The sequence below is a fragment of the Isoptericola aurantiacus genome (assembly GCF_044769875.1).
GTDB lineage: Bacteria > Actinomycetota > Actinomycetes > Actinomycetales > Cellulomonadaceae > Isoptericola > Isoptericola aurantiacus.
The window spans coordinates 194,641-212,301 of the sequence record NZ_JBJBAE010000004.1 but is presented as its reverse complement, the minus strand read 5'-3'; the positions used below and the strand labels follow the sequence as shown (position 1 = coordinate 212,301).

18 protein-coding genes are annotated in these 17,661 nt (G+C 73.1%); 7 read left to right on the top strand and 11 right to left on the bottom strand.

What is annotated here, in order from left to right:
* Window positions 1–6: 6 nt before the first annotated feature.
* From ACIQLL_RS13325 to hflX, 3 genes are read right to left on the bottom strand one after another with little or no spacing between them, the layout of a single operon-like run.
* Window positions 7–966, bottom strand: a complete 960-nt coding sequence (locus ACIQLL_RS13325; RefSeq protein WP_402467923.1) for an L-lactate dehydrogenase — start codon at window positions 964–966, stop codon at window positions 7–9.
* Between the two features lie 10 nt (window positions 967–976).
* A complete protein-coding gene (locus ACIQLL_RS13320; RefSeq protein WP_402467921.1) occupies window positions 977–3,040 on the bottom strand; it encodes an ATP-dependent DNA helicase in 2,064 nt (687 codons plus the stop codon).
* A 50-nt stretch (window positions 3,041–3,090) separates the two neighbouring features.
* Complete coding sequence (hflX, locus tag ACIQLL_RS13315) at window positions 3,091–4,623, bottom strand: GTPase HflX (protein WP_402467918.1); 1,533 nt, start codon at window positions 4,621–4,623, stop codon at window positions 3,091–3,093.
* Window positions 4,624–4,772: 149 nt separating this feature from the next.
* On the opposite strand from hflX, the gene ACIQLL_RS13310 reads away from it, so the two are divergent.
* A complete protein-coding gene (locus ACIQLL_RS13310) occupies window positions 4,773–5,324 on the top strand; it encodes a class I SAM-dependent methyltransferase (RefSeq protein ID WP_402468141.1) in 552 nt (183 codons plus the stop codon).
* Between the two features lie 81 nt (window positions 5,325–5,405).
* Here the strand turns inward: ACIQLL_RS13310 and dapF are convergent, their stop codons facing one another.
* The 3 genes from dapF to ACIQLL_RS13295 form a co-directional block, all read right to left on the bottom strand.
* A complete protein-coding gene (gene dapF, locus ACIQLL_RS13305; protein ID WP_402467916.1) occupies window positions 5,406–6,341 on the bottom strand; it encodes a diaminopimelate epimerase in 936 nt (311 codons plus the stop codon).
* Complete coding sequence (gene miaA, locus ACIQLL_RS13300; RefSeq protein ID WP_402467914.1) at window positions 6,338–7,318, bottom strand: tRNA (adenosine(37)-N6)-dimethylallyltransferase MiaA; 981 nt, start codon at window positions 7,316–7,318, stop codon at window positions 6,338–6,340. Before miaA ends, dapF begins: the two co-directional genes overlap by 4 nt.
* 68 nt (window positions 7,319–7,386) lie before the next feature.
* Entirely contained in the window at window positions 7,387–7,980 is a 594-nt protein-coding gene (locus tag ACIQLL_RS13295) for a hypothetical protein (RefSeq protein ID WP_402467912.1), read from the bottom strand.
* Window positions 7,981–8,015: 35 nt separating this feature from the next.
* On the opposite strand from ACIQLL_RS13295, the gene ACIQLL_RS13290 reads away from it, so the two are divergent.
* Both ACIQLL_RS13290 and ACIQLL_RS13285 read left to right on the top strand, forming a co-directional pair.
* Window positions 8,016–8,579, top strand: coding sequence for a YbjN domain-containing protein (locus tag ACIQLL_RS13290; RefSeq protein WP_402467910.1), 564 nt, complete (start codon window positions 8,016–8,018; stop codon window positions 8,577–8,579).
* The gene (locus tag ACIQLL_RS13285; RefSeq protein ID WP_402467908.1) at window positions 8,576–9,082 is read left to right on the top strand and encodes a type III secretion system chaperone family protein; all 507 of its coding nucleotides are present in this window, start codon (window positions 8,576–8,578) and stop codon (window positions 9,080–9,082) included. The genes ACIQLL_RS13290 and ACIQLL_RS13285 overlap by 4 nt, the downstream gene beginning before the upstream one ends.
* A 60-nt stretch (window positions 9,083–9,142) precedes the next feature.
* On the opposite strand, the gene miaB is transcribed toward ACIQLL_RS13285, so the two are convergent.
* Complete coding sequence (gene miaB / locus ACIQLL_RS13280) at window positions 9,143–10,789, bottom strand: tRNA (N6-isopentenyl adenosine(37)-C2)-methylthiotransferase MiaB (protein WP_402467906.1); 1,647 nt, start codon at window positions 10,787–10,789, stop codon at window positions 9,143–9,145.
* Window positions 10,790–10,936: 147 nt separating this feature from the next.
* Between miaB and ACIQLL_RS13275 the strand changes: the two genes are divergently transcribed.
* The 4 genes from ACIQLL_RS13275 (at window position 10,937) to ACIQLL_RS13260 (ending at window position 14,348) form a co-directional block, all read left to right on the top strand.
* On the top strand, window positions 10,937–11,716 hold the full coding sequence (locus tag ACIQLL_RS13275) for an amino acid ABC transporter ATP-binding protein (protein WP_402467904.1): 780 nt from the start codon (window positions 10,937–10,939) through the stop codon (window positions 11,714–11,716).
* 39 nt (window positions 11,717–11,755) lie between these two features.
* Window positions 11,756–12,610 carry a glutamate ABC transporter substrate-binding protein gene (locus ACIQLL_RS13270; protein WP_402467902.1) on the top strand — a complete coding sequence of 285 codons (855 nt, stop codon included), beginning with the start codon at window positions 11,756–11,758 and terminating at the stop codon, window positions 12,608–12,610.
* 116 nt (window positions 12,611–12,726) lie between these two features.
* Window positions 12,727–13,404, top strand: a complete 678-nt coding sequence (locus ACIQLL_RS13265; RefSeq protein WP_402467899.1) for an ABC transporter permease subunit — start codon at window positions 12,727–12,729, stop codon at window positions 13,402–13,404.
* Window positions 13,401–14,348 (top strand): amino acid ABC transporter permease, encoded by a 948-nt coding sequence (locus ACIQLL_RS13260; RefSeq protein WP_402467897.1) that lies wholly within the window; start codon window positions 13,401–13,403, stop codon window positions 14,346–14,348. Before ACIQLL_RS13265 ends, ACIQLL_RS13260 begins: the two co-directional genes overlap by 4 nt.
* A gap of 26 nt (window positions 14,349–14,374) precedes the next feature.
* Here ACIQLL_RS13260 and ACIQLL_RS13255 read toward each other — a convergent pair whose 3' ends face one another.
* From ACIQLL_RS13255 to ACIQLL_RS13240, 4 genes are all read right to left on the bottom strand, one after another.
* Entirely contained in the window at window positions 14,375–15,328 is a 954-nt protein-coding gene (locus ACIQLL_RS13255; RefSeq protein WP_402467894.1) for a quinone oxidoreductase family protein, read from the bottom strand.
* Between the two features lie 102 nt (window positions 15,329–15,430).
* Window positions 15,431–16,000, bottom strand: coding sequence for a regulatory protein RecX (locus tag ACIQLL_RS13250; RefSeq protein WP_402467892.1), 570 nt, complete (start codon window positions 15,998–16,000; stop codon window positions 15,431–15,433).
* 41 nt (window positions 16,001–16,041) lie between these two features.
* Window positions 16,042–17,187 (bottom strand): recombinase RecA, encoded by a 1,146-nt coding sequence (gene recA / locus ACIQLL_RS13245; protein WP_402467890.1) that lies wholly within the window; start codon window positions 17,185–17,187, stop codon window positions 16,042–16,044.
* Window positions 17,188–17,417: 230 nt separating this feature from the next.
* Complete coding sequence (locus tag ACIQLL_RS13240) at window positions 17,418–17,651, bottom strand: DUF3046 domain-containing protein (RefSeq protein ID WP_402467887.1); 234 nt, start codon at window positions 17,649–17,651, stop codon at window positions 17,418–17,420.
* Between the last annotated feature and the right edge of the window lie 10 nt (window positions 17,652–17,661).

Genomic DNA, 17,661 nt, shown 5'->3' with positions numbered 1-17,661 from the left:
GCCGGTTCAGAATCCGAACCGGCGCTGCACGGCCCGCACGTGGTCGGCAGACGCCCGCAGGCCGGCCAGCTCGACGTCGGACAACGGCGTCGCGACCGTCGTGGTCGCACCGCGCGCGTCCACCAGGGTCGGGACCGACAGGCAGACGTCGCTGATGCCCCGGAAGCCCTCGAGCCGCGTGGAGACGGGCATGACGCGGTGCTCGTCGTTGAGCACCGCCTCGACGATGCGCGTCACGGCCAGGCCGACGGCGTAGTTCGTGGCGCCCTTGCCGGCGATGACCCGGTACGCCGACTCGACGACGTCGCGGGCGATGGTCTCGCGCGCCACGTCGTCGAGCGGCGGGCGTCCCGGCAGCGCGGTCCACTCGAGCAGGGGCACCCCGGCGATCCGCGCCGAGTCCCACAGGGCGATCTCCGAGTCCCCGTGCTCCCCGGCGATGTAGGCGTGCACGTTGCCCGTCGCCACACCGCAGTGCTCCGCCAGGGCCGCACGCAGCCGCGACGAGTCGAGCACCGTGCCCGAACCGAACACCCGCTCGTGCGGCAGCCCCGAGATCTGCTGGGCCGCATAGGTCACGACGTCGACGGGGTTGGTCACCATGATGTAGATCGCGTCCGGCGCCACCTCCACCAGCCCCGGCAGGATCGCCCGCGTCAGTCCGATCGTGGCCTCCGCCAGGTCGAGCCGCGACTGGCCCGGCTTCTGCTTGGCCCCCGCCGTCACGACGACGACGTCCGCACCACGGCAGACCTCGACGTCGTCGGACCCGTGCACCTCCGCCTGCGGGACGAACATCCCGCCGTGCCGCAGGTCGAGGACCTCGGCCTCGACCTTGGCCTTGTTGACGTCGAGCAACGCGACGTTCCGGGCGGTGCCCCGAGCGAGCGAGGCGTAGGCGAGCGTGGCACCGACGGCGCCTGCTCCGACGACGGCCAGCTTCGTGGTGCTGCGGGTCTCGGTCACGGCAGCAACGCTAGGCGTCGAGGCGGCGGAGCGCAGCCCGAACCAGCTGCGGGTCCGTCGTCTTCCAGAACGGCGGCAACGAGCGGGCCAGGAAGGTGCCGTACCGGGCCGTGGCGAGCCGCGGGTCCAGCACCGCGACCACCCCCCGGTCGGTGACCGAGCGGATGAGCCGTCCGGAACCCTGGGCCAGCAACAGGGCCGCATGCGTCGCGGCGACCTGCATGAAGCCGTTCCCGCCCGCTTCCTCCACGGCGCGCGCCCGCGCCGCCTTGACCGGGTCGTCCGGTCGCGGGAAGGGGATGCGGTCGATGATCACCAGTCGGCAGGCGTCTCCGGGGACGTCGACGCCCTGCCAGAGGGACAGCGTGCCGAACAGACAGGTGGCGGGGTCCTCGCTGAACCGGCGCACCAGGGTGGGCAGCTGGTCGTCGCCCTGGCACAGCACCGGGACGTCGAGGCGCTCGCGCATGGCCTCGGCGGCCGCGGTGGCAGCGCGTCGCGAGGAGAACAACCCGAGGGTGCGGCCGCCCGCCGCCTCGACCAGGTCGGCGATCTCGTCGAGCTGCGCCTCGGTGGTCGGCTCACGCCCGGGGGCCGGCAGGTGCCGGGCCACGTAGCAGATGCCCTGGGTGGCGTAGTCGAACGGGCTGCCGACGTCGACCCCCCGCCAGGAAGCGTCGTCGCCCCCGGTGGACACCTCCAGGCCCAGCGACCGTGCGACCGGGTCGAACGTGCCGCCCAGCTCGAGGGTGGCGGACGTCAGGACGGCGGTCCGCTCGCCGAGCAGCTGGCTGCCGATCAGCCCGGCCACGGCCAGCGGGGCGGCGTGCAACCGGGCGACGCCGTCGCCCCAGGGGGCGTCCGCCGGCGGGCGCGAGCACCACAGGACGTCTCCGGAGGTGTCCTCGGCGGCCATGCGCTCGGTGACGTCGAAGAGCTGCTGGACGGCGGACTGAGCCATCTTGACCCCGGAGTCCGCCTCCGCGTTCTTGTCCGGGCGCAGCTCGGTGAGCAGGCCGCGAGCTGCGTCCCGCACCGAGGCGACGACGGCACGCAGCTCGTCCGGCAGACCCTGCGGGTACCGTTCGGCGGGAACCTCGAGGAGCATCCGGGCCAGGGTGGTGGCGGTGGCGTCGAGGTCGTCGGTGCGCACTCCCCCGTGCCGGCGCGCGAGCCGGGCGGCGTGCTCCACCGTCCCGGCCGCGAGGTCGACGGTGGCGGCGGCCGTGATGCGGTCGGCCAGCTCGTGCGCCTCGTCGACCACGAGCACACCGTGCTCCGGCAGCACGTTCGGGTTCCCCGAGGCCGCGATCCCGAGCATCGCGTGGTTCGTGACGACGACGTCGGCCTCCCGCGCGGCCAGCCGGGCCCGCTCCCCGAAGCACTCCTCGATGAGCGGGCAGCGCTGCCCGAGACATTCCAACGACGTCACCGACACCTGCCGCCAGGCGCGGTCCGGCACGCCGGGCACCAGGTCGTCGCGGTCGCCGGTGTCGCTCTCCTCGGCCCAGGCGTGCAGCCGCCGCACGTGGTCCGCCAGCCGCGCACCGTCGTCGACGCGCCCGCCCGACGATGCCGGGTGCTGCTCCGCGGCGGCGCCCTCGCCCGGTCCGGGGTCGGCCGGGAGGTCGAAGAGGGTGGACCCCTCGGTGGGATAGCCCCCGGCCACCTTGTGGCGGCACAGGTAGTTGTGCCACCCCTTGAGGAGCGCCACCTTGGCGGGCCGGGGCAGGCGGGGGGCGACGGCGTCCGCCACCAGCGGGAGGTCGCGGGTGATCACCTGCCGCTGCAGGGCGAGCGTCGCGGTGGAGACCACGACCCGCTCCCCGGCCGTCACGGCGTGATGCACGGCCGGCACCAGGTAGCCGAGGGACTTGCCCGTGCCGGTGCCCGCCTGCACCAGCAGGTGGCGGCCTGAGTCCACCGCGGCGGCGACCTCGGCGGCCATCTGCTGCTGGCCCGCGCGCGGCGTGCCGCCCAGCGCCCCGACGGCCAGGCCCAGCAGGGTGGCCACGTCGTCCTGGGACGTCGGCGCGGGCTCGGCGGGGCTGTCGGCAGGGTCGGGCGAGTTCACCGGACGATCCTACGGTGGCCCGCCGACGCCGGACCTGCGGTCCACAGGCGTCAGACGGCGGCGCTGTCCAGCTCGGCCGCGAGCGCGGCGTCGACCCGTCCGCGCAGGCGGGTGCCCTGGGCGAGGTGCTCCTCGTGGGCGAGCTCACCGTTCTCGTGGACCCGGTGCACGAGGTCTCCGCGCGAGTACGGCACGACCACGTCGATCTCGACGGCGGGCCGCGGGAGCTCGTCGGCGATCAGGGCCCGCAGCTCGGCGACGCCCTCCCCGGAGTGCGCGGAGACGACGGCGGTGCGTCGCTCGCGGCGCTGCACCCGCCCGACGACGGTGGGGTCGGCGACGTCGGCCTTGTTGAGCACGACGACCTCGAGCACGTCGTCCATGCCGGGGATCTCGGCCAGCACCTCGCGGACGGCGTCGATCTGGCCCTCGGGGTCCGGGTGCGAGGCGTCCACGACGTGCAGCAGCAGCGCGGCGTCGCCCACCTCCTCGAGCGTGGAGCGGAAGGCCTCGACCAGCTGGTGGGGCAGGTGCCGCACGAACCCGACGGTGTCGGCGTAGGTGAACACGCGGCCGTCGTCGGTCCGGGCGCGGCGCACCGTGGGGTCGAGCGTGGCGAACAGCGCGTTCTCGACCAGCACCCCGGCGCCGGTCAGGGCGTTGAGCAGCGACGACTTGCCGGCGTTGGTGTAGCCGGCGATCGCCACGTTGGGGATGGCGTGCCGCTTGCGGTCGTGCCGCTTGGTCTCGCGCGACGGCGCCATCGCGGCGATCTCGCGGCGCAGCTTGGCCATGCGGTTGCGGATGCGACGCCGGTCGAGCTCGATCTTGGTCTCACCGGGCCCGCGCGACCCCATGCCGGCTCCGGCGCCGCCCACCTGACCACCGGCCTGGCGGGACATGGACTCGCCCCAGCCGCGCAGGCGCGGCAGCAGGTACTCGAGCTGGGCGAGCTCCACCTGCGCCTTGCCCTCCCGCGACTTGGCGTGCTGGGCGAAGATGTCGAGGATCAGCGCGGTCCGGTCGACCACCTTGACCTTGACGATGTCCTCCAGCCCGCGTCGCTGGGACGGGGCGAGCTCGGTGTCCACCACGACGGTGTCCGCCCCGGAGGCGGCGACGACCTCGGCGAGCTGGGCCGCCTTGCCGGAGCCGAGGAACGTCCCCGGGTCCGGCTTGGCACGCTTCTGCAGCAGCCCGTCGAGCACCTGGGAGCCGGCCGTCTCGGCCAGGGCGGCGAGCTCGCGCAGCGAGACCTCGGCCTCGCGCGCGGCCGCCTCCCCACCCGGGTACAGGCCGACGAGGACGACCTTCTCCAGCCGCAGCTGGCGGTACTCGACCTCGGTGACGTCGTCGAGCTCGGTCGACAGGTTGGCGACGCGGCGCAGCGCGGCGCGCTCGGCGAGGTCGAGCTGCTCGCCGTCGTGCGCGGTGTGGACCGTGGCACCCTCGGACCGTGCGGTCCCGGCCCGGGCGAGCACCCGCGCGACGACGTCGTCCGCGATCGCCTGGGCGTCTCGCGACGCGCTCGGCTCGGGGCCGACGGCGGGGGTCTGCTCGGGATCGGTCGGGGTGTGGGTCAAGGTGGTCCTCTCGATGGGTGACGTGCTGTACAACAAGGATCCCACGCGGATTCGTCCCGACGGCAACCAATTTCGGCGGCCTCTACGATGCCTGCGTGAGCGACCACTACTTCACGGCCGAGCCGGCGTCCGACGCCGAACGCCGCACGATGCGGGTCCACCTGGCCGGACGCGAGCTCGAGGTGGAGGTGGCGGGCGGCGTCTTCTCCCCCGGCGGCGTCGACAAGGGCACGCGGATCCTGCTCGACGAGGCGCCCACGCCGCCGCCGGGTGACCTGCTCGACCTCGGGTGCGGGTGGGGCCCCGTCGCCCTGACGATGGCGCTGCGATCCCCCGACGCGACGGTCTGGGCCGTGGACGTCAACGCCCGCGCGCTCGACCTGGTCCGCCGCAACGCCGACCGGCTCGGACTGGCCGACCGGGTCCGGGCCGTCACCCCGGACGCGGTGCCCGACGATCTCCAGTTCGCCGCCCTGTGGTCCAACCCGCCGATCCGGGTGGGCAAGACCGTCCTGCACGGCATGCTGAGCCGCTGGCTGCCACGGGTGGCACCCGGTGGCGCACCGGGCGGGGCGTGGATGGTGGTCCAGAAGAACCTCGGCTCCGACTCGTTGGCCCGCTGGATCTCCTCCGAGCTCGGGCTGCCGACCGAGCGCGTGACGTCGTCGAAGGGGTTCCGGATCCTGCACACGACGCGCTGAGGAACCCGCCGAGATCGGTCGGGTCCACCAGGTCCTGGCCGAGGAGGTCCGAGGCCGCCCGCGCGATCTGCCGGGCTGCGGTCACCCCAGGTCGAGCTCGCCGCTGAAGGCCAGCTCGGCAGGACCGGCGAGCTCGACGTGCCCGCCCTCCAGGAGGCGGACACGGACCTCCCCGCCCGGCACCTCGACGAACCAGGTGGTCGGGACCCGGTCGGGGTCGGCCGCGCCGGCCGACGCCCAGGCACGGACCGCGAGCGCCGCCGCGCAGGCGCCGGTCCCGCAGGACAACGTCTCCCCCACGCCCCGCTCGTGGACGCGCATGCGCACCCGGCCGACCGTGACGCCGTCGGACGCGGTCTCCTCGCCGAGGGGGACGACGAGCTCGACGTTCGTGCCGTGCGGCGGAGCGGGGTCGACGGCGGGAGCGCGGGTGAGGTCGAGGGCGTCGAGCTCGGCGGGCCGCGAGAGGGCGACGACGGTGTGCGGGTTGCCCAGGTCCACGCTCAGGGCGGGGCGCGGCGCGTCCCAGCCGGCGGCCATGACCGCGGCGTCGGAGCCGGACGCCACGGCGTCGGGACCCCCGGGGAACGACCACGGGCCCATGTCCACCGCGTACCAGCCGCCCGGCTCCCGGCGCACACGCTTGACGCCGCCGCGGGTGCCCAGCGCCAGCTCGTCGCCGTCGGACAGGTCAGCCAGCCCGAGGCTCTCGGCGAAGGCGGCGAAGACCCGGACCCCGTTGCCGCACATCTCGGCCACGGTGCCGTCGCCGTTGCGGTAGTCCATGAACCAGATCGCGCGCGGTTCGGCGGCGAGCACGGCGTCCGCCACCTCCTCGCCGGCGCGTGCCACGGCGGCGGTCGGCGCGAGGCGGATGACACCGTCGGCCCCCACGCCCGCCCGCCGGTCGGCCAGGCGCCGCACCTGCTGGGGGGCCAGGTCGAGGTCCCCCCGGGTGTCGGCGAGCAGCACGAAGTCGTTGCGGGTGCCGTGCCCCTTGGTGAAGCGCAAGGTCATGAGCCCAGACTACGGCGTACGGGGGCGTCGTCCGGCGCGGCCAGGTCCCCGGCGTCGGCCGCGCGGACGACGGCGAGGGCGTCCTCGCGCAGGGTGGCCGACCCGGCGTCGAGCCACCGCACGCGTGGGTCACGGCCGAACCAGCCCATCTGCTTGCGGGCGAGCCGGCGGGTGTTGGCCACCACCGCGTCCCGCGCCTCGGTCTCGGTCAGCTCGCCCGCGAACCACCGCAGCACCTCGGCGTAGCCGACGGCGCGCGCCGCCGTCACGCCGAGACCGGGACCGGTGCCGCCCTGCGCCGGCGAGGCGAGGCGGCGGACCTCGTCGACGAGCCCGGCGTCCCACATCCGGTCCACCCGACCCGCGACCCGGGCGTCGAGGGTGGCCCGGTCGCAGTCCAGCCCGATCTGGACGGCGGGCCGCACGTACTCCTGGCGCGGCAGGTTGGCCGTGTAGGGGGCGCCGGTGATCTCGATGACCTCCAGCGCCCGCACGATGCGTCGGGTGTTGAGCGGGCCGATCGAGGCTGCGGCGGCCGGGTCGAGCTCGGCGAGCTCGGCGTGCAGCGCGCGCCTGCCCTCGTCCTGCGCGCGCTGCTCGAGCCGCGCGCGCACGTCCGGGTCGGTGCCGGGGAAGTCCAGGTGGTCCAGCAGCGCACGGACATAGAGCCCGGACCCGCCGACGACGACGGCCCGCGCCCCGCGCGCCGCGATCGCGTCGAGGTCGGCCCGGGCGGCCTCCTGGTACCGCGCCACCGAGGCGTCCTGGTCGGGGTCGAGCACGTCGAGCTGGTGGTGGACGACGCCGCGGCGCTCGGCGGGTGGCACCTTGGCCGTGCCGACGTCCATGCCCCGGTAGAGCTGGAACGCGTCGGCGTTGACGACCTCCGCCGGTGCGCCGTCGGACAGGGCCTGGGCCAGGTCCAGGGCGAGGTCCGACTTGCCGGTGGCGGTGGGTCCTACGACGGCGACGATCACGGTCCCACGGTACGACGACGCGGCGGCATGCCGGGTGCGGTCGCGCGGCGCGATCGACCGGGCCGGGCTCAGGACGTCCAGGTCACCACGTCGTAGCCGCCGGCCAGATGGGGACCGTCCTCGGCGACGGTGCGAACCTCGGACCGCCACCCCCCGAGGCCGGCCAGGCGGTCCAGCACGTCGTGGACGGCGCGGGTCAGCGCCGTCGGACCTACGGCGGCGTCGCCCGGCACGCCGCCGGCCACGACGAGCACGTCGCAGGTCCCCAGGTCGGCCACGGCGCGTTGCGCGGCGGCGCCGTCGTCGTCGGCGAGCTCGACGACCGGTGCGCTGTCCGCGACCCCCGGGCCGACCGCCTCGACCAGGACGAGCAGGGCGACGGACGCCGGGAGATCCGCGAGCGCCGCGTCCCGAGCGTGCAGGCCCGCCAGCGCCGGGACCCAGCGGTCCGCGATCCCGGCCGCTGCCAGGGAGGGACGGCGCGCCCGGGCGGACGCGCCCGTGGCCGGCGCCAGCACACCCCACCGGCGCGCTCCGGCGTCGTGCGACGCCCGCAGGGCGCGGTGCACCGCGGCCCGGGTGGCCGCCAGCGGCCGGGCGTCGCCGGCGGCACCGGTCACGAGCAGAGGGGCGGCGGGCAGGACGACGGCACGGACGGGCACGCTGACAACCTACCGGGGCGTGTAGCGTGGGTCCGGTGAGGTTCTTCGGGTCACGTCGGCCGGCCAGGCCGACCTCCACGCCTCAGGTCGAGGCCGACGACGAACGGCTGCGGACGGACGTCCAGAACGTTCTGCTCTCCGGTCCGGTCGGGGACGCGGTGGGCGCGGTGCCCGTCCCGGTCTCGCGGGAACGGGTCGGTGCCTGGCTGGACGCCGGCGGGTTCACCTACTTCGTCGACTCCGACGGCGACCTGGGCGGCATCTGGCACGGTCGGATGTTCCACTTCCTCGTCCTCGGCGACGACGGTCAGGTCCTGCAGGTCCGCGGGCAGTGGCACCGCGAGGCCACCATCGAACGCCTCGGCGAGGTCCTCGAGATCTGCAACGAGTGGAACGCCGAGCGCATCTGGCCCAAGACCTACGCGCGGGTGCGCGACGACGGCGTGGTGGTGGTCTGCGCCGAGGTCACGGTCAGCGTCGAGCACGGTGCGGCCGACGACCAGCTCGCCCAGATGCTGGAGTGCGGTCTGTCGACCGGCGCGACGTTCTTCGAGCACCTGGACGCGGCCTTCCCGGACCCCCTGGGGGAAGCCCCGTGACCGGCTCGCTGCGGCGCGCGACGGCCGCCGTCCTGCAGGCCGCCCGGCGTCGTGGCCGCCCCGCCCCGACGCGTCCGACGCTTCCGGGCCCCGTGACCACCGCGCGGGTCGGGCACGACCTGGCGCGGCGCGGGTACCGCTTCCGCACGGACGACGACGGCGACATCACCGGCACCTGGGACGGGAACCGCTTCTGGTTCCTGCTGCTCGGCGCGGAGTCCGAGATCCTGCAGGTGCGCGGCCGCTGGTCCGGCACCGTGCCGGAGTCCGCGCGCCCGGCCGTCCTCCAGGCGTGCAACGACTGGAACCGCGAGCGCATCTGGCCGAAGGTCTACACCCGGGCGGAGGGCGACGGGCTGGCCCTGTACACCGAGGTGTCGGTCGACCTGGAGCACGGCGCCACGGACGAGCAGCTGGCCGAGACGGTCTCGTGCGGACTCGTCACGGCCTCGCAGTTCTTCGGCAGCGTCGGGTCGCTGTCCGACCCGACGGACACGCCGTAGCGGAGCCGTCCCCGCCGGACGCCGGCGCTTGGGTCGACCGTGGCGGCGCCCCGCCCCCGGCTATCGGGCCGGGCGCAGGCTCGGCATCCCGAGGGCGACCGGGCCGTCCGGCGCCGGGGACCCGTGGGAGTGGTCGTCCGACCCGCCTCCCAGCCGCGCCGTCTCCCGGCGCGTCCAGGCGTCACCGGAGCGGGTACGCCGCACGGCGTACGTCCCGCCGTCGGCCCCCGAGTCCGCGATGAGGTGGTGCGGCGCCGAGCGGGTCACCCGGACGGTCACGAGGTCGCCGGGCCGCGGCAGGCGCGGGTCCAGGTCGACGACGTCGCGCAGCCGGGGGTCGTCCAGCCCGACGGGCCGGTCGGCGAGCGTGGCGCCGTCGGGCAGGACGCCGGCCGGCAGCGCGAGGTGCACCAGCCGGTTGTCGGGTGCGCGTCCCGACAGGCGGTGGGTCGCGCCGTCCTTCTTGCCGGAGCCCTCGGAGACGAGCACCTCGAGCTCCCGGCCGACCTGACGCGCCGACTCCTCGCCGCTGATGCGCTCCTGGAGGGCCAGGAGCCGCTCGAACCGCTCCTGGACGATCTCCTTGGGCAGCTGGTCGCCCATCGTCGCCGCGGGGGTGCCGGGCCGCGGCGAGTACTGGAACATGAACGCCGAGCTGAAACGCGAGGCCTCCACCACCCGCAACGTCTCGGCGAAGTCCTCCTCCGTCTCCCCGGGGAACCCGACGATGATGTCCGTGGTGATCGCGGCGTCGGGCATCGCGGCGCGCACCCGGTCCAGGATCCCCAGGAACCTCGCCGAGCGGTAGGAACGACGCATCGCCCGCAGCACCCGGTCCGACCCGGACTGCAGCGGCATGTGCAGCTGCGGCATGACGGTGGGGGTCTCGGCCATCGCCTCGACGACGTCGTCGGTGAAGGCCGCCGGGTGCGGGGAGGTGAAGCGGACCCGCTCCAGACCCTCGATCTCGCCGCAGGCCCGCAGGAGCTTGGCGAACGCTCCCCGGTCACCGAACTCGACGCCGTAGCTGTTGACGTTCTGGCCCAGCAGCGTGACCTCGACGGCTCCGGCGTCGACCAGGGCACGCACCTCGGCCAGCACCTCTCCCGGACGCCGGTCGCGCTCCTTGCCGCGCAGGTGCGGCACGATGCAGAACGTGCAGGTGTTGTTGCACCCCACGGAGATGGAGACCCAGCCGGCGTAGACCGACTCGCGCCGGGTCGGCAACGTGGAGGGGAAGACCTGGAGCGACTCGGCGATCTCGACCTGGGCCGCCTCGTTGTGCCGCGCACGCTCCAGCAGCACCGGCAGGGCGTCGAGGTTGTGCGTGCCGAAGACCACGTCGACCCACGGCGCGCGGTCGACGATCTCGCCGCGGTCCTTCTGCGCCAGGCAGCCACCGACGGCGATCTGCATCCCCGGCCGCTGCGACTTGATGCTCGCCAGCTGGCCGAGGTTGCCGTACAGCCGGGTGGCCGCGTTCTCCCGGACCGCGCAGGTGTTGATGACGACGACGTCGGCGGCGTTCGCGGCCTCGTCGGCGGGCGAGGCGGGCGTGTAGCCCGCCTGCTCGAGCATGCCGGCCATGTGCTCGGAGTCGTGGACGTTCATCTGGCACCCGAGGGTCCGCACCAGGTAGGTGCGTCGGGGCGACGCGCCGTGCGCGGAGGTGAGGTCGCCGGCCGGCGGGGTCATGGTGGTGGACATCGCCCTCCAGGGTACGGCTCCTGCCCGGCCGATCTCACCCGGGTCGAACAGGGAGTTCCGGGCTTTCCGGACAGTTGTTATCGATTTGTTGCCGACCCGACGGCCCAGGTGCCGTGCGCGTCACCGACGACTGGTTAGGTTCGAATCATGGATGACAGCGGATCGGATCCGGCGGCGCGCTCCCACCTGGGTGCACCGCTCGTCGAGCTCGAGCACGTCAACAAGCACTTCGGCGAGCTGCACGTGCTGCAGGACATCAACCTGACCGTGCGGCGGGGCGAGGTGCTGGTGGTGATCGGGCCCTCGGGGTCCGGCAAGTCCACGCTCTGCCGCGCCATCAACCGGCTGGAGACCATCGACGACGGCGAGATCCGGATCGACGGCGAGCCCCTGCCTGCCGAGGGTCGCGACCTGGCGCGGCTGCGCTCGGACGTCGGGATGGTCTTCCAGTCCTTCAACCTCTTCGCGCACAAGTCGGTCCTGGACAACGTCACCCTCGGCCCTCGCAAGGTCCGCAAGGTCTCCGCGAGCAAGGCCCGCGAGGACGGTCTCGCGAGGCTGGACCGCGTCGGGGTGAAGAACCAGGCCGACAAGTTCCCGGCCCAGCTCTCCGGCGGCCAGCAGCAGCGCGTGGCCATCGCCCGGTCGCTCGCGATGCAGCCCAAGGTGATGCTGTTCGACGAGCCGACGTCGGCGCTGGACCCGGAGATGATCAACGAGGTCCTCGACGTCATGGTCCAGCTCGCCAAGGAGGGCATGACCATGATCGTCGTCACCCACGAGATGGGGTTCGCCCGCAAGGCCGCCGACCGGGTGGTTTTCATGGCCGACGGGCAGATCGTCGAGGAGAACACGCCCGAGGAGTTCTTCACCCGTCCCCGCAGCGACCGTGCGAAGGACTTCCTGTCGAAGATCCTCGCCCACTGAGCACTCCCGCCACCTGCACGACCGACGAAGGGAAAGATCATGCGTTCACGTCTCACCGGGGCGATCGCCCTGGCTGCCACGGCGGCGCTCACGCTCGCCGCATGTTCCGACGACGGAGGCGACGGTGGTGACACCGGCGACAGCGGGGACAGCGGCGGCGACGGCGTCACCATCGGTATCAAGTTCGACCAGCCCGGCCTCGGGTTCATGGACGGCGACACCCCGTCCGGGTTCGACGTCGACGTCGCGAAGTACGTGGCCGGCGAGCTCGGCTACTCCGAGGACCAGATCACGTGGGAGGAGGCGCCGTCCGCCCAGCGCGAGACCCTGCTCTCCACGGGGCAGGTCGACATGATCTTCGCGACCTACTCGATCACGGACGAGCGGCGCGAGCAGGTCTCGTTCGCCGGTCCCTACTTCGTGGCCGGCCAGGACCTGCTCGTCGCGGCCGACAACACCGACATCACCGGCCCGGACACCCTGGACGGCAAGAACCTGTGCTCGGTGACCGGCTCGACGTCCGCCCAGCGCATCAAGGACGAGTACTCCGAGGGCGTGAACCTGCTCGAGCAGCCGGGATACGCCGAGTGCGTGACGGCCCTCATCTCCGGCCAGGTCGACGCCGTGACCACCGACGACATCATCCTGGCGGGCCTGGGCGCCCAGCCGTCCAACGCGGGCCAGGTCAAGGTCGTCGGCAACACGTTCTCCGAGGAGCTCTACGGGGTCGGGATCCCGCAGGATTCCGACCAGTGCGAGGCGATCAACGAGGCCATCACCAAGATGGTCGACGACGGCTCCTGGCAGGAGGCCCTGGACGCTGCCACCGAGGGCACCGGCTACGTCCCCAACGACGAGCTGAACCCGCCGGAGTACGAGCCCTGCGACATGTGAGTCGCCGCTGACCGGTACCGGGCCCACCGCCTCGACCGCGGTGGGCCCGGTACCGCCCGGCAGGTGGTCCTCCGACCGCCCGCCCCCGTCCGAACGACCGAAGGAGCGTCTGCCGCGTGCAGGAGTACCTCGACATCGTCCGCCAGTACGACGTGCTGGGCGCCTTCTGGGTGAACATCCAGCTCGCGTTCTGGGCCGCCCTGCTCTCCCTGGTGCTCGGCTCGGTGCTGGCGCTGTTCCGCATCTCGCCGATCAGCAGCCTGCAGTGGGCCGGCTCCGCCTACGTGACCGTGTTCCGGAACATGCCGCTGACGATCATCATGGTGTTCATGGTGCTCGGCGCCTGGGGGCAGCTCGAGTTCTCCCTCGCCACGGACTTCGACACGAACTTCTTCTGGCTCGCCGTGGTCGGCCTGTCGATCTATCACGCAGCATTCGTCTGCGAGGCGATCAGGTCCGGCGTGAACACCGTTCCCGTCGGCCAGGCCGAGGCGGCCCGCTCCATCGGGTTGTCGTTCCTGCCCGCCGCGCGGCTGATCATCCTGCCCCAGGCGTTCCGCGGTGCGGTCGCCCCGCTGGGCAACGTCCTCATCGCCCTGATCAAGAACACGACCGTCGCCGCCGCGGCGTCGGTCGCGACCGAGACCTCGTCGGTGATGAAGACGATGATCGAGTTCCGGTCCGACTACATCTACGCGATCTTCTTCACCTTCGCGATCGGCTACGTCATCATCGTCACGCCGGTCGGCCTGCTCACCACGTCCCTCTCGCGAAGCCTGGCGGTGGCCCGATGAGCGCACAGTCCGTCCTCTTCGACGCGCCGGGTCCTCGGGCCCGTCGACGCATCCTGCTCGGCAACGTCGTCGGCGCGGTCGTCGTCGCCGGCGTCGCCGCGATCGTGCTGGTGCGGCTCGCCGACAAGGGCCAGCTCGACCCGACGCTGTGGCTGCACGCGGTGGACGCCGACGCCTGGGCCTACTACTACTGGCCGGGATTCCTGAAGACTCTGCAGGCCGCGGCGGTCGCCATCGTGGGCGCCATGATCTTCGGCCTGCTCTTCGGCGTCGGCCGCCTCGCGTCGTCCCTGCCGGTCCGCATCGTGTGCGGCGCCGTCGTCGAGTTCTTCCGCGCGGTGCCCGTGCTGCTGATGATGGTGTTCTTCTGGCTGTTGCTCGCCAACGCGGGCGTGAACTCCTCCTCGTACTGGGGCGTCGTCATCGCCCTGATCCTCTACAACGGCTCGGTGGTGGCCGAGCTCGTCCGCTCCGGCGTGCACGGGCTCCCCGGCGGGCAGCGCGAGGCAGCCCTCTCCGTGGGGCTGACCCGCGGGCAGTCGTTGCGGTCGGTCGAGGTCCCGCAGGCGCTGGTCGCCATGCTGCCGGCCCTGGTCTCCCAGCTCGTCGTGGTCGTCAAGGACTCGGCACTCGGTGCGATCATCACGTATCGCGAACTGTTGCAGGAGGCCCGTCGCCTCGGCTCGGGCGAGAGCAACATCCTGCAGACGCTGACGGTGGCGGCCGTGCTGTTCATCATCATCAACTGGAGCCTGTCGCGGCTGGCGCAACGACTAGGACGGACGGTGCGCCGCACGTCCGGGCGCACCGGCACGATGGCGGCCGGCCTGGACGCGGGCGTCGGGGTCGGGGCCACCGCCCAGGCGGCTGACCACCCGCACGGCGTCGACGACGGTCCGGGGGCGGGGCCGGGCGATCCGGACCAGCCCGGACGCTGGGCCTGACCACCAACGTTGCGGTGGGCCCGGCGTCATCCCACGTCGACGACGACACTGCCGACCTTCCGGCCTGACTCGACGTAGTGGTGGGCGGCGACGATCTCCTCGAGCGGATAGTGGCGGTCCACGACCGGCACGAGCCGCCCTGACGTGATCAGGTCGTGGATCCCCCGCCGTGTCGGCCCCTCGGGCAGCGGCGCCGGGAACCGCACCCGCACGCCCGGCGCAGCCGCGAGCAGGACGTTGACGCCGCCACGACCGAGCTCGGACGACGCGTACGCCCCGGCCGGCCTGAGGAGGCGGCGGCAGGCGGCGAACGAGCTCTTGCCGACCGCGTCCAGGACGACGTCGAAGCGCTCCGGGTCCTGGGTGAAGTCGGTCCTGTCGCGGGCGATGACGCGGTGGGCGCCAAGCCGTCGCACCAGATCGGCATGCTCGGCATCGCACACCGCGGTGACGACCGCGCCCCGCGCCGCGGCGAGCTGGACCGCCGCGCTCCCGATCGCCCCGGTCGCCCCGTGGACCAGCACAGCCTGGCCGGTGCCGACGTGGAGTCGTTCGCAGAACGCCCAGGCGTAGTGGGGCCCCTCGGTAAGCACCGCGGCATCGGTGAGGTCCAGGCCGTCGGGAACCGGATCGATCCATCCGCCCGCCGGCACGACCAGGAGCTCGGCGTGCGCACCGAACCGACCCTCGACGTAGCCGTAGACCCGGTCCCCGGGCGCACGGTCGCCTACCGCCTCCCCGACTGCCTCCACGACGCCGGCGAACTCGCAGCCCAGCACCGTCGCCCGAGGTCGGCGCCACCCGCCGTACAGCGGCCGGGCGAACCACGGGCGCCCGGCCCGGTAGGCGGTGTCGGTGCGGTTCACGGTGCTCGCCACCACGCGCACGAGCACCTCACTCTCGCGAGGTTCCGGCTCGGCCACGTCGCGCACCGACACCACCTCCGGCGGTCCGTAGCGATCGTGCACGGCTGCGCGCATGGTGTCTCCTCGCGGGAGGTTGATGCACCTATCGTGGCAGACGGCTGCGACGAGCGGCCGGCGCGCAGGACGTGCCCCGCGGACGGTCCGGCGCGCGGCAGGTCACGGCTCGTCCTCGGCGAACGGCACGTCGTCGCCGTCGTCACCCTCGGCGGCCAGCGCGTCCTTGACGGCGGCGAAGGCGACCGACGGGTGGTGTCCCTTGCGGCTCAGAGCTCCGACGGCGCGGCGAACCCGCTTGTCGCGGTCCAGTCCCCGGGAGCGGGCGACATGCTTGCGCGCCAGCTCGTCCGCGGCCTGACGCTCGTCGTCACCGTCGATCTGCTCCAGCGCCTCCGCAGCGGTCTCGGCGTCGACACCCCGCCGGTGGAGCTCCGCCGAGATGGCGCGACGGGCCTGCCCTCGCTCGGTGTGCCGGGTCCGGACGATCATCTCGGCATAGGACGCGTCGTCGATCAGCCCGACCTCCGTGAGGCGGTCGAGGACGGCACCGATCACGTGTTCCGGGTAGCCCTTGCGCGACAGGGAACGGGCCAGCTCCGCGCGGCTCTTGGGTGCCGCGGTGAGGGTGCGCAGCACCGCTTCCCGCGCGAGCTCGGTCGCCTCGGCCTCGGAGATCTCACCGGCTTCCCAGCGCTCCACGACGGTCGGACGGCCGCGACGCTTCCCCACGCCGCGACCGTCCGCCTCGGCCCTGCTCGTACCCTTCGTGCTCAGAAGGGCTCCTTCTTGCTCTTCGCCGCGGCCGACCGACCCCCGCTCTTGGCGGCCGAACGAGGCTTGGCCACGGCCGGGTCCTCCTCCTCCGCTGCCGGAGCAGCGGAGGGCTCGGTGCCGGCGCCGTCCGCGGGCGTGTCGACCTTGGCACCCACGCCGAGCTTCTCCTTGATCTTCTTCTCCAGCTCGTTCGCCAGGTCGGGGTTGTCGCGCAGGAATGCTCGCGCGTTCTCCTTGCCCTGGCCGAGCTGGTCCCCGCCGTACGTGAACCACGATCCGGACTTGCGCACGAACCCGTGCTCGACGCCCATGTCGATCAGGCCGCCCTCGCGGGAGATGCCCACGCCGTAGAGGATGTCGAACTCGGCCTGCTTGAACGGCGGGGCCATCTTGTTCTTGACGACCTTGACCCGCGTCCGGTTGCCGACCGAGTCGGTGCCCTCCTTGAGAGTCTCGATCCGGCGGATGTCCATGCGCACCGAGGCGTAGAACTTCAGCGCCTTGCCACCCGTGGTGGTCTCGGGCGAGCCAAAAAAAACGCCGATCTTCTCACGGAGCTGGTTGATGAAGATCGCCGTGGTGCCCGAGGTGCTCAGGGCGCCGGCGATCTTGCGCAGCGCCTGCGACATGAGGCGCGCCTGGAGGCCGACGTGGCTGTCACCCATCTCGCCCTCGATCTCCGCCTTGGGCACCAGGGCCGCGACGGAGTCGATGACGATGACGTCCAGGGCACCCGAACGGATGAGCATGTCGGCGATCTCGAGCGCCTGCTCGCCCGTGTCCGGCTGGGAGACGAGCAGCGCGTCGGTGTCGACGCCGAGCTTCTTGGCGTACTCGGGGTCCAGGGCGTGCTCGGCGTCGATGAAGCCGGCGATCCCGCCGTTCTTCTGGGCGTTCGCCACGGCGTGCAGCGCGATCGTCGTCTTGCCGGAGGACTCCGGGCCGTAGACCTCGATGACGCGGCCGCGGGGCAGCCCACCGATACCGAGGGCGACGTCGAGCGCGATCGAACCGGTGGGGATCACGTCGACCGGCGCGCGCCCCTCCTGTCCGAGACGCATGACCGAGCCCTTGCCGAAGTTGCGGTCGATCTGGGCGAGCGCGGCCTCGAGGGCCTTCTCACGGTCTTCCGGTGCAGGCATGTCGGTCACCTTCGTGTTCTGCGCGCGGCCGCGCTTCGGTCTGCTGCTCATGTCGTGGACGACCGTACGTGCCACCACCGACAACGACCGGTCCGTGCCGGCCCCGCGGTGGACGGCCGCCCACCGGCGCCCTCCTGTGGACACACTCTAACCGAACATCTGTTCGAGACGGGAGTCTCGCCGTCGGGCGTGTCGCACCCCGTCGGTGCGGGCCCGCGACCGTGCGTCGGCTACCGCGCCGGCGGCGCCTGGCGGTGGCGGTCCGTCCCCCAGCGTCGTTCCTCCGGCACGTCGAGGGCGTCGCAGAGCGCGTGCCAGACGTCACGCGGCTCGACGCCGGCCGCGAGCGCCTCCTCGGGCGAGCGGTCGCCGAGCGCGGGCAGCACCTGCTCGCGCACGAGCACACGCCCGTAGGCGGAGCCGAACACCTCGTCGACGAGCAGGGAGAAGTCGGAGTAGCGCACCCGTCCAGCG

Excerpts from the sequence above, each read along its gene's own strand:
- dapF (WP_402467916.1), bottom strand. The coding sequence starts at position 6,341 with ATGACCTTGCGCTTCACCAAGGGGCACGGCACCCGCAACGACTTCGTG.
- miaB (WP_402467906.1), bottom strand. The coding sequence starts at position 10,789 with ATGTCCACCACCATGACCCCGCCGGCCGGCGACCTCACCTCCGCGCAC.
- recA (WP_402467890.1), bottom strand. The coding sequence starts at position 17,187 with ATGCCTGCACCGGAAGACCGTGAGAAGGCCCTCGAGGCCGCGCTCGCC.
- ACIQLL_RS13255 (WP_402467894.1), bottom strand. The coding sequence starts at position 15,328 with ATGCGCGCAGCCGTGCACGATCGCTACGGACCGCCGGAGGTGGTGTCG.
- ACIQLL_RS13275 (WP_402467904.1), top strand. The coding sequence starts at position 10,937 with ATGGATGACAGCGGATCGGATCCGGCGGCGCGCTCCCACCTGGGTGCA.
- ACIQLL_RS13260 (WP_402467897.1), top strand. The coding sequence starts at position 13,401 with ATGAGCGCACAGTCCGTCCTCTTCGACGCGCCGGGTCCTCGGGCCCGT.
- ACIQLL_RS13310 (WP_402468141.1), top strand. The coding sequence starts at position 4,773 with ATGCGGGTCCACCTGGCCGGACGCGAGCTCGAGGTGGAGGTGGCGGGC.
- ACIQLL_RS13270 (WP_402467902.1), top strand. The coding sequence starts at position 11,756 with ATGCGTTCACGTCTCACCGGGGCGATCGCCCTGGCTGCCACGGCGGCG.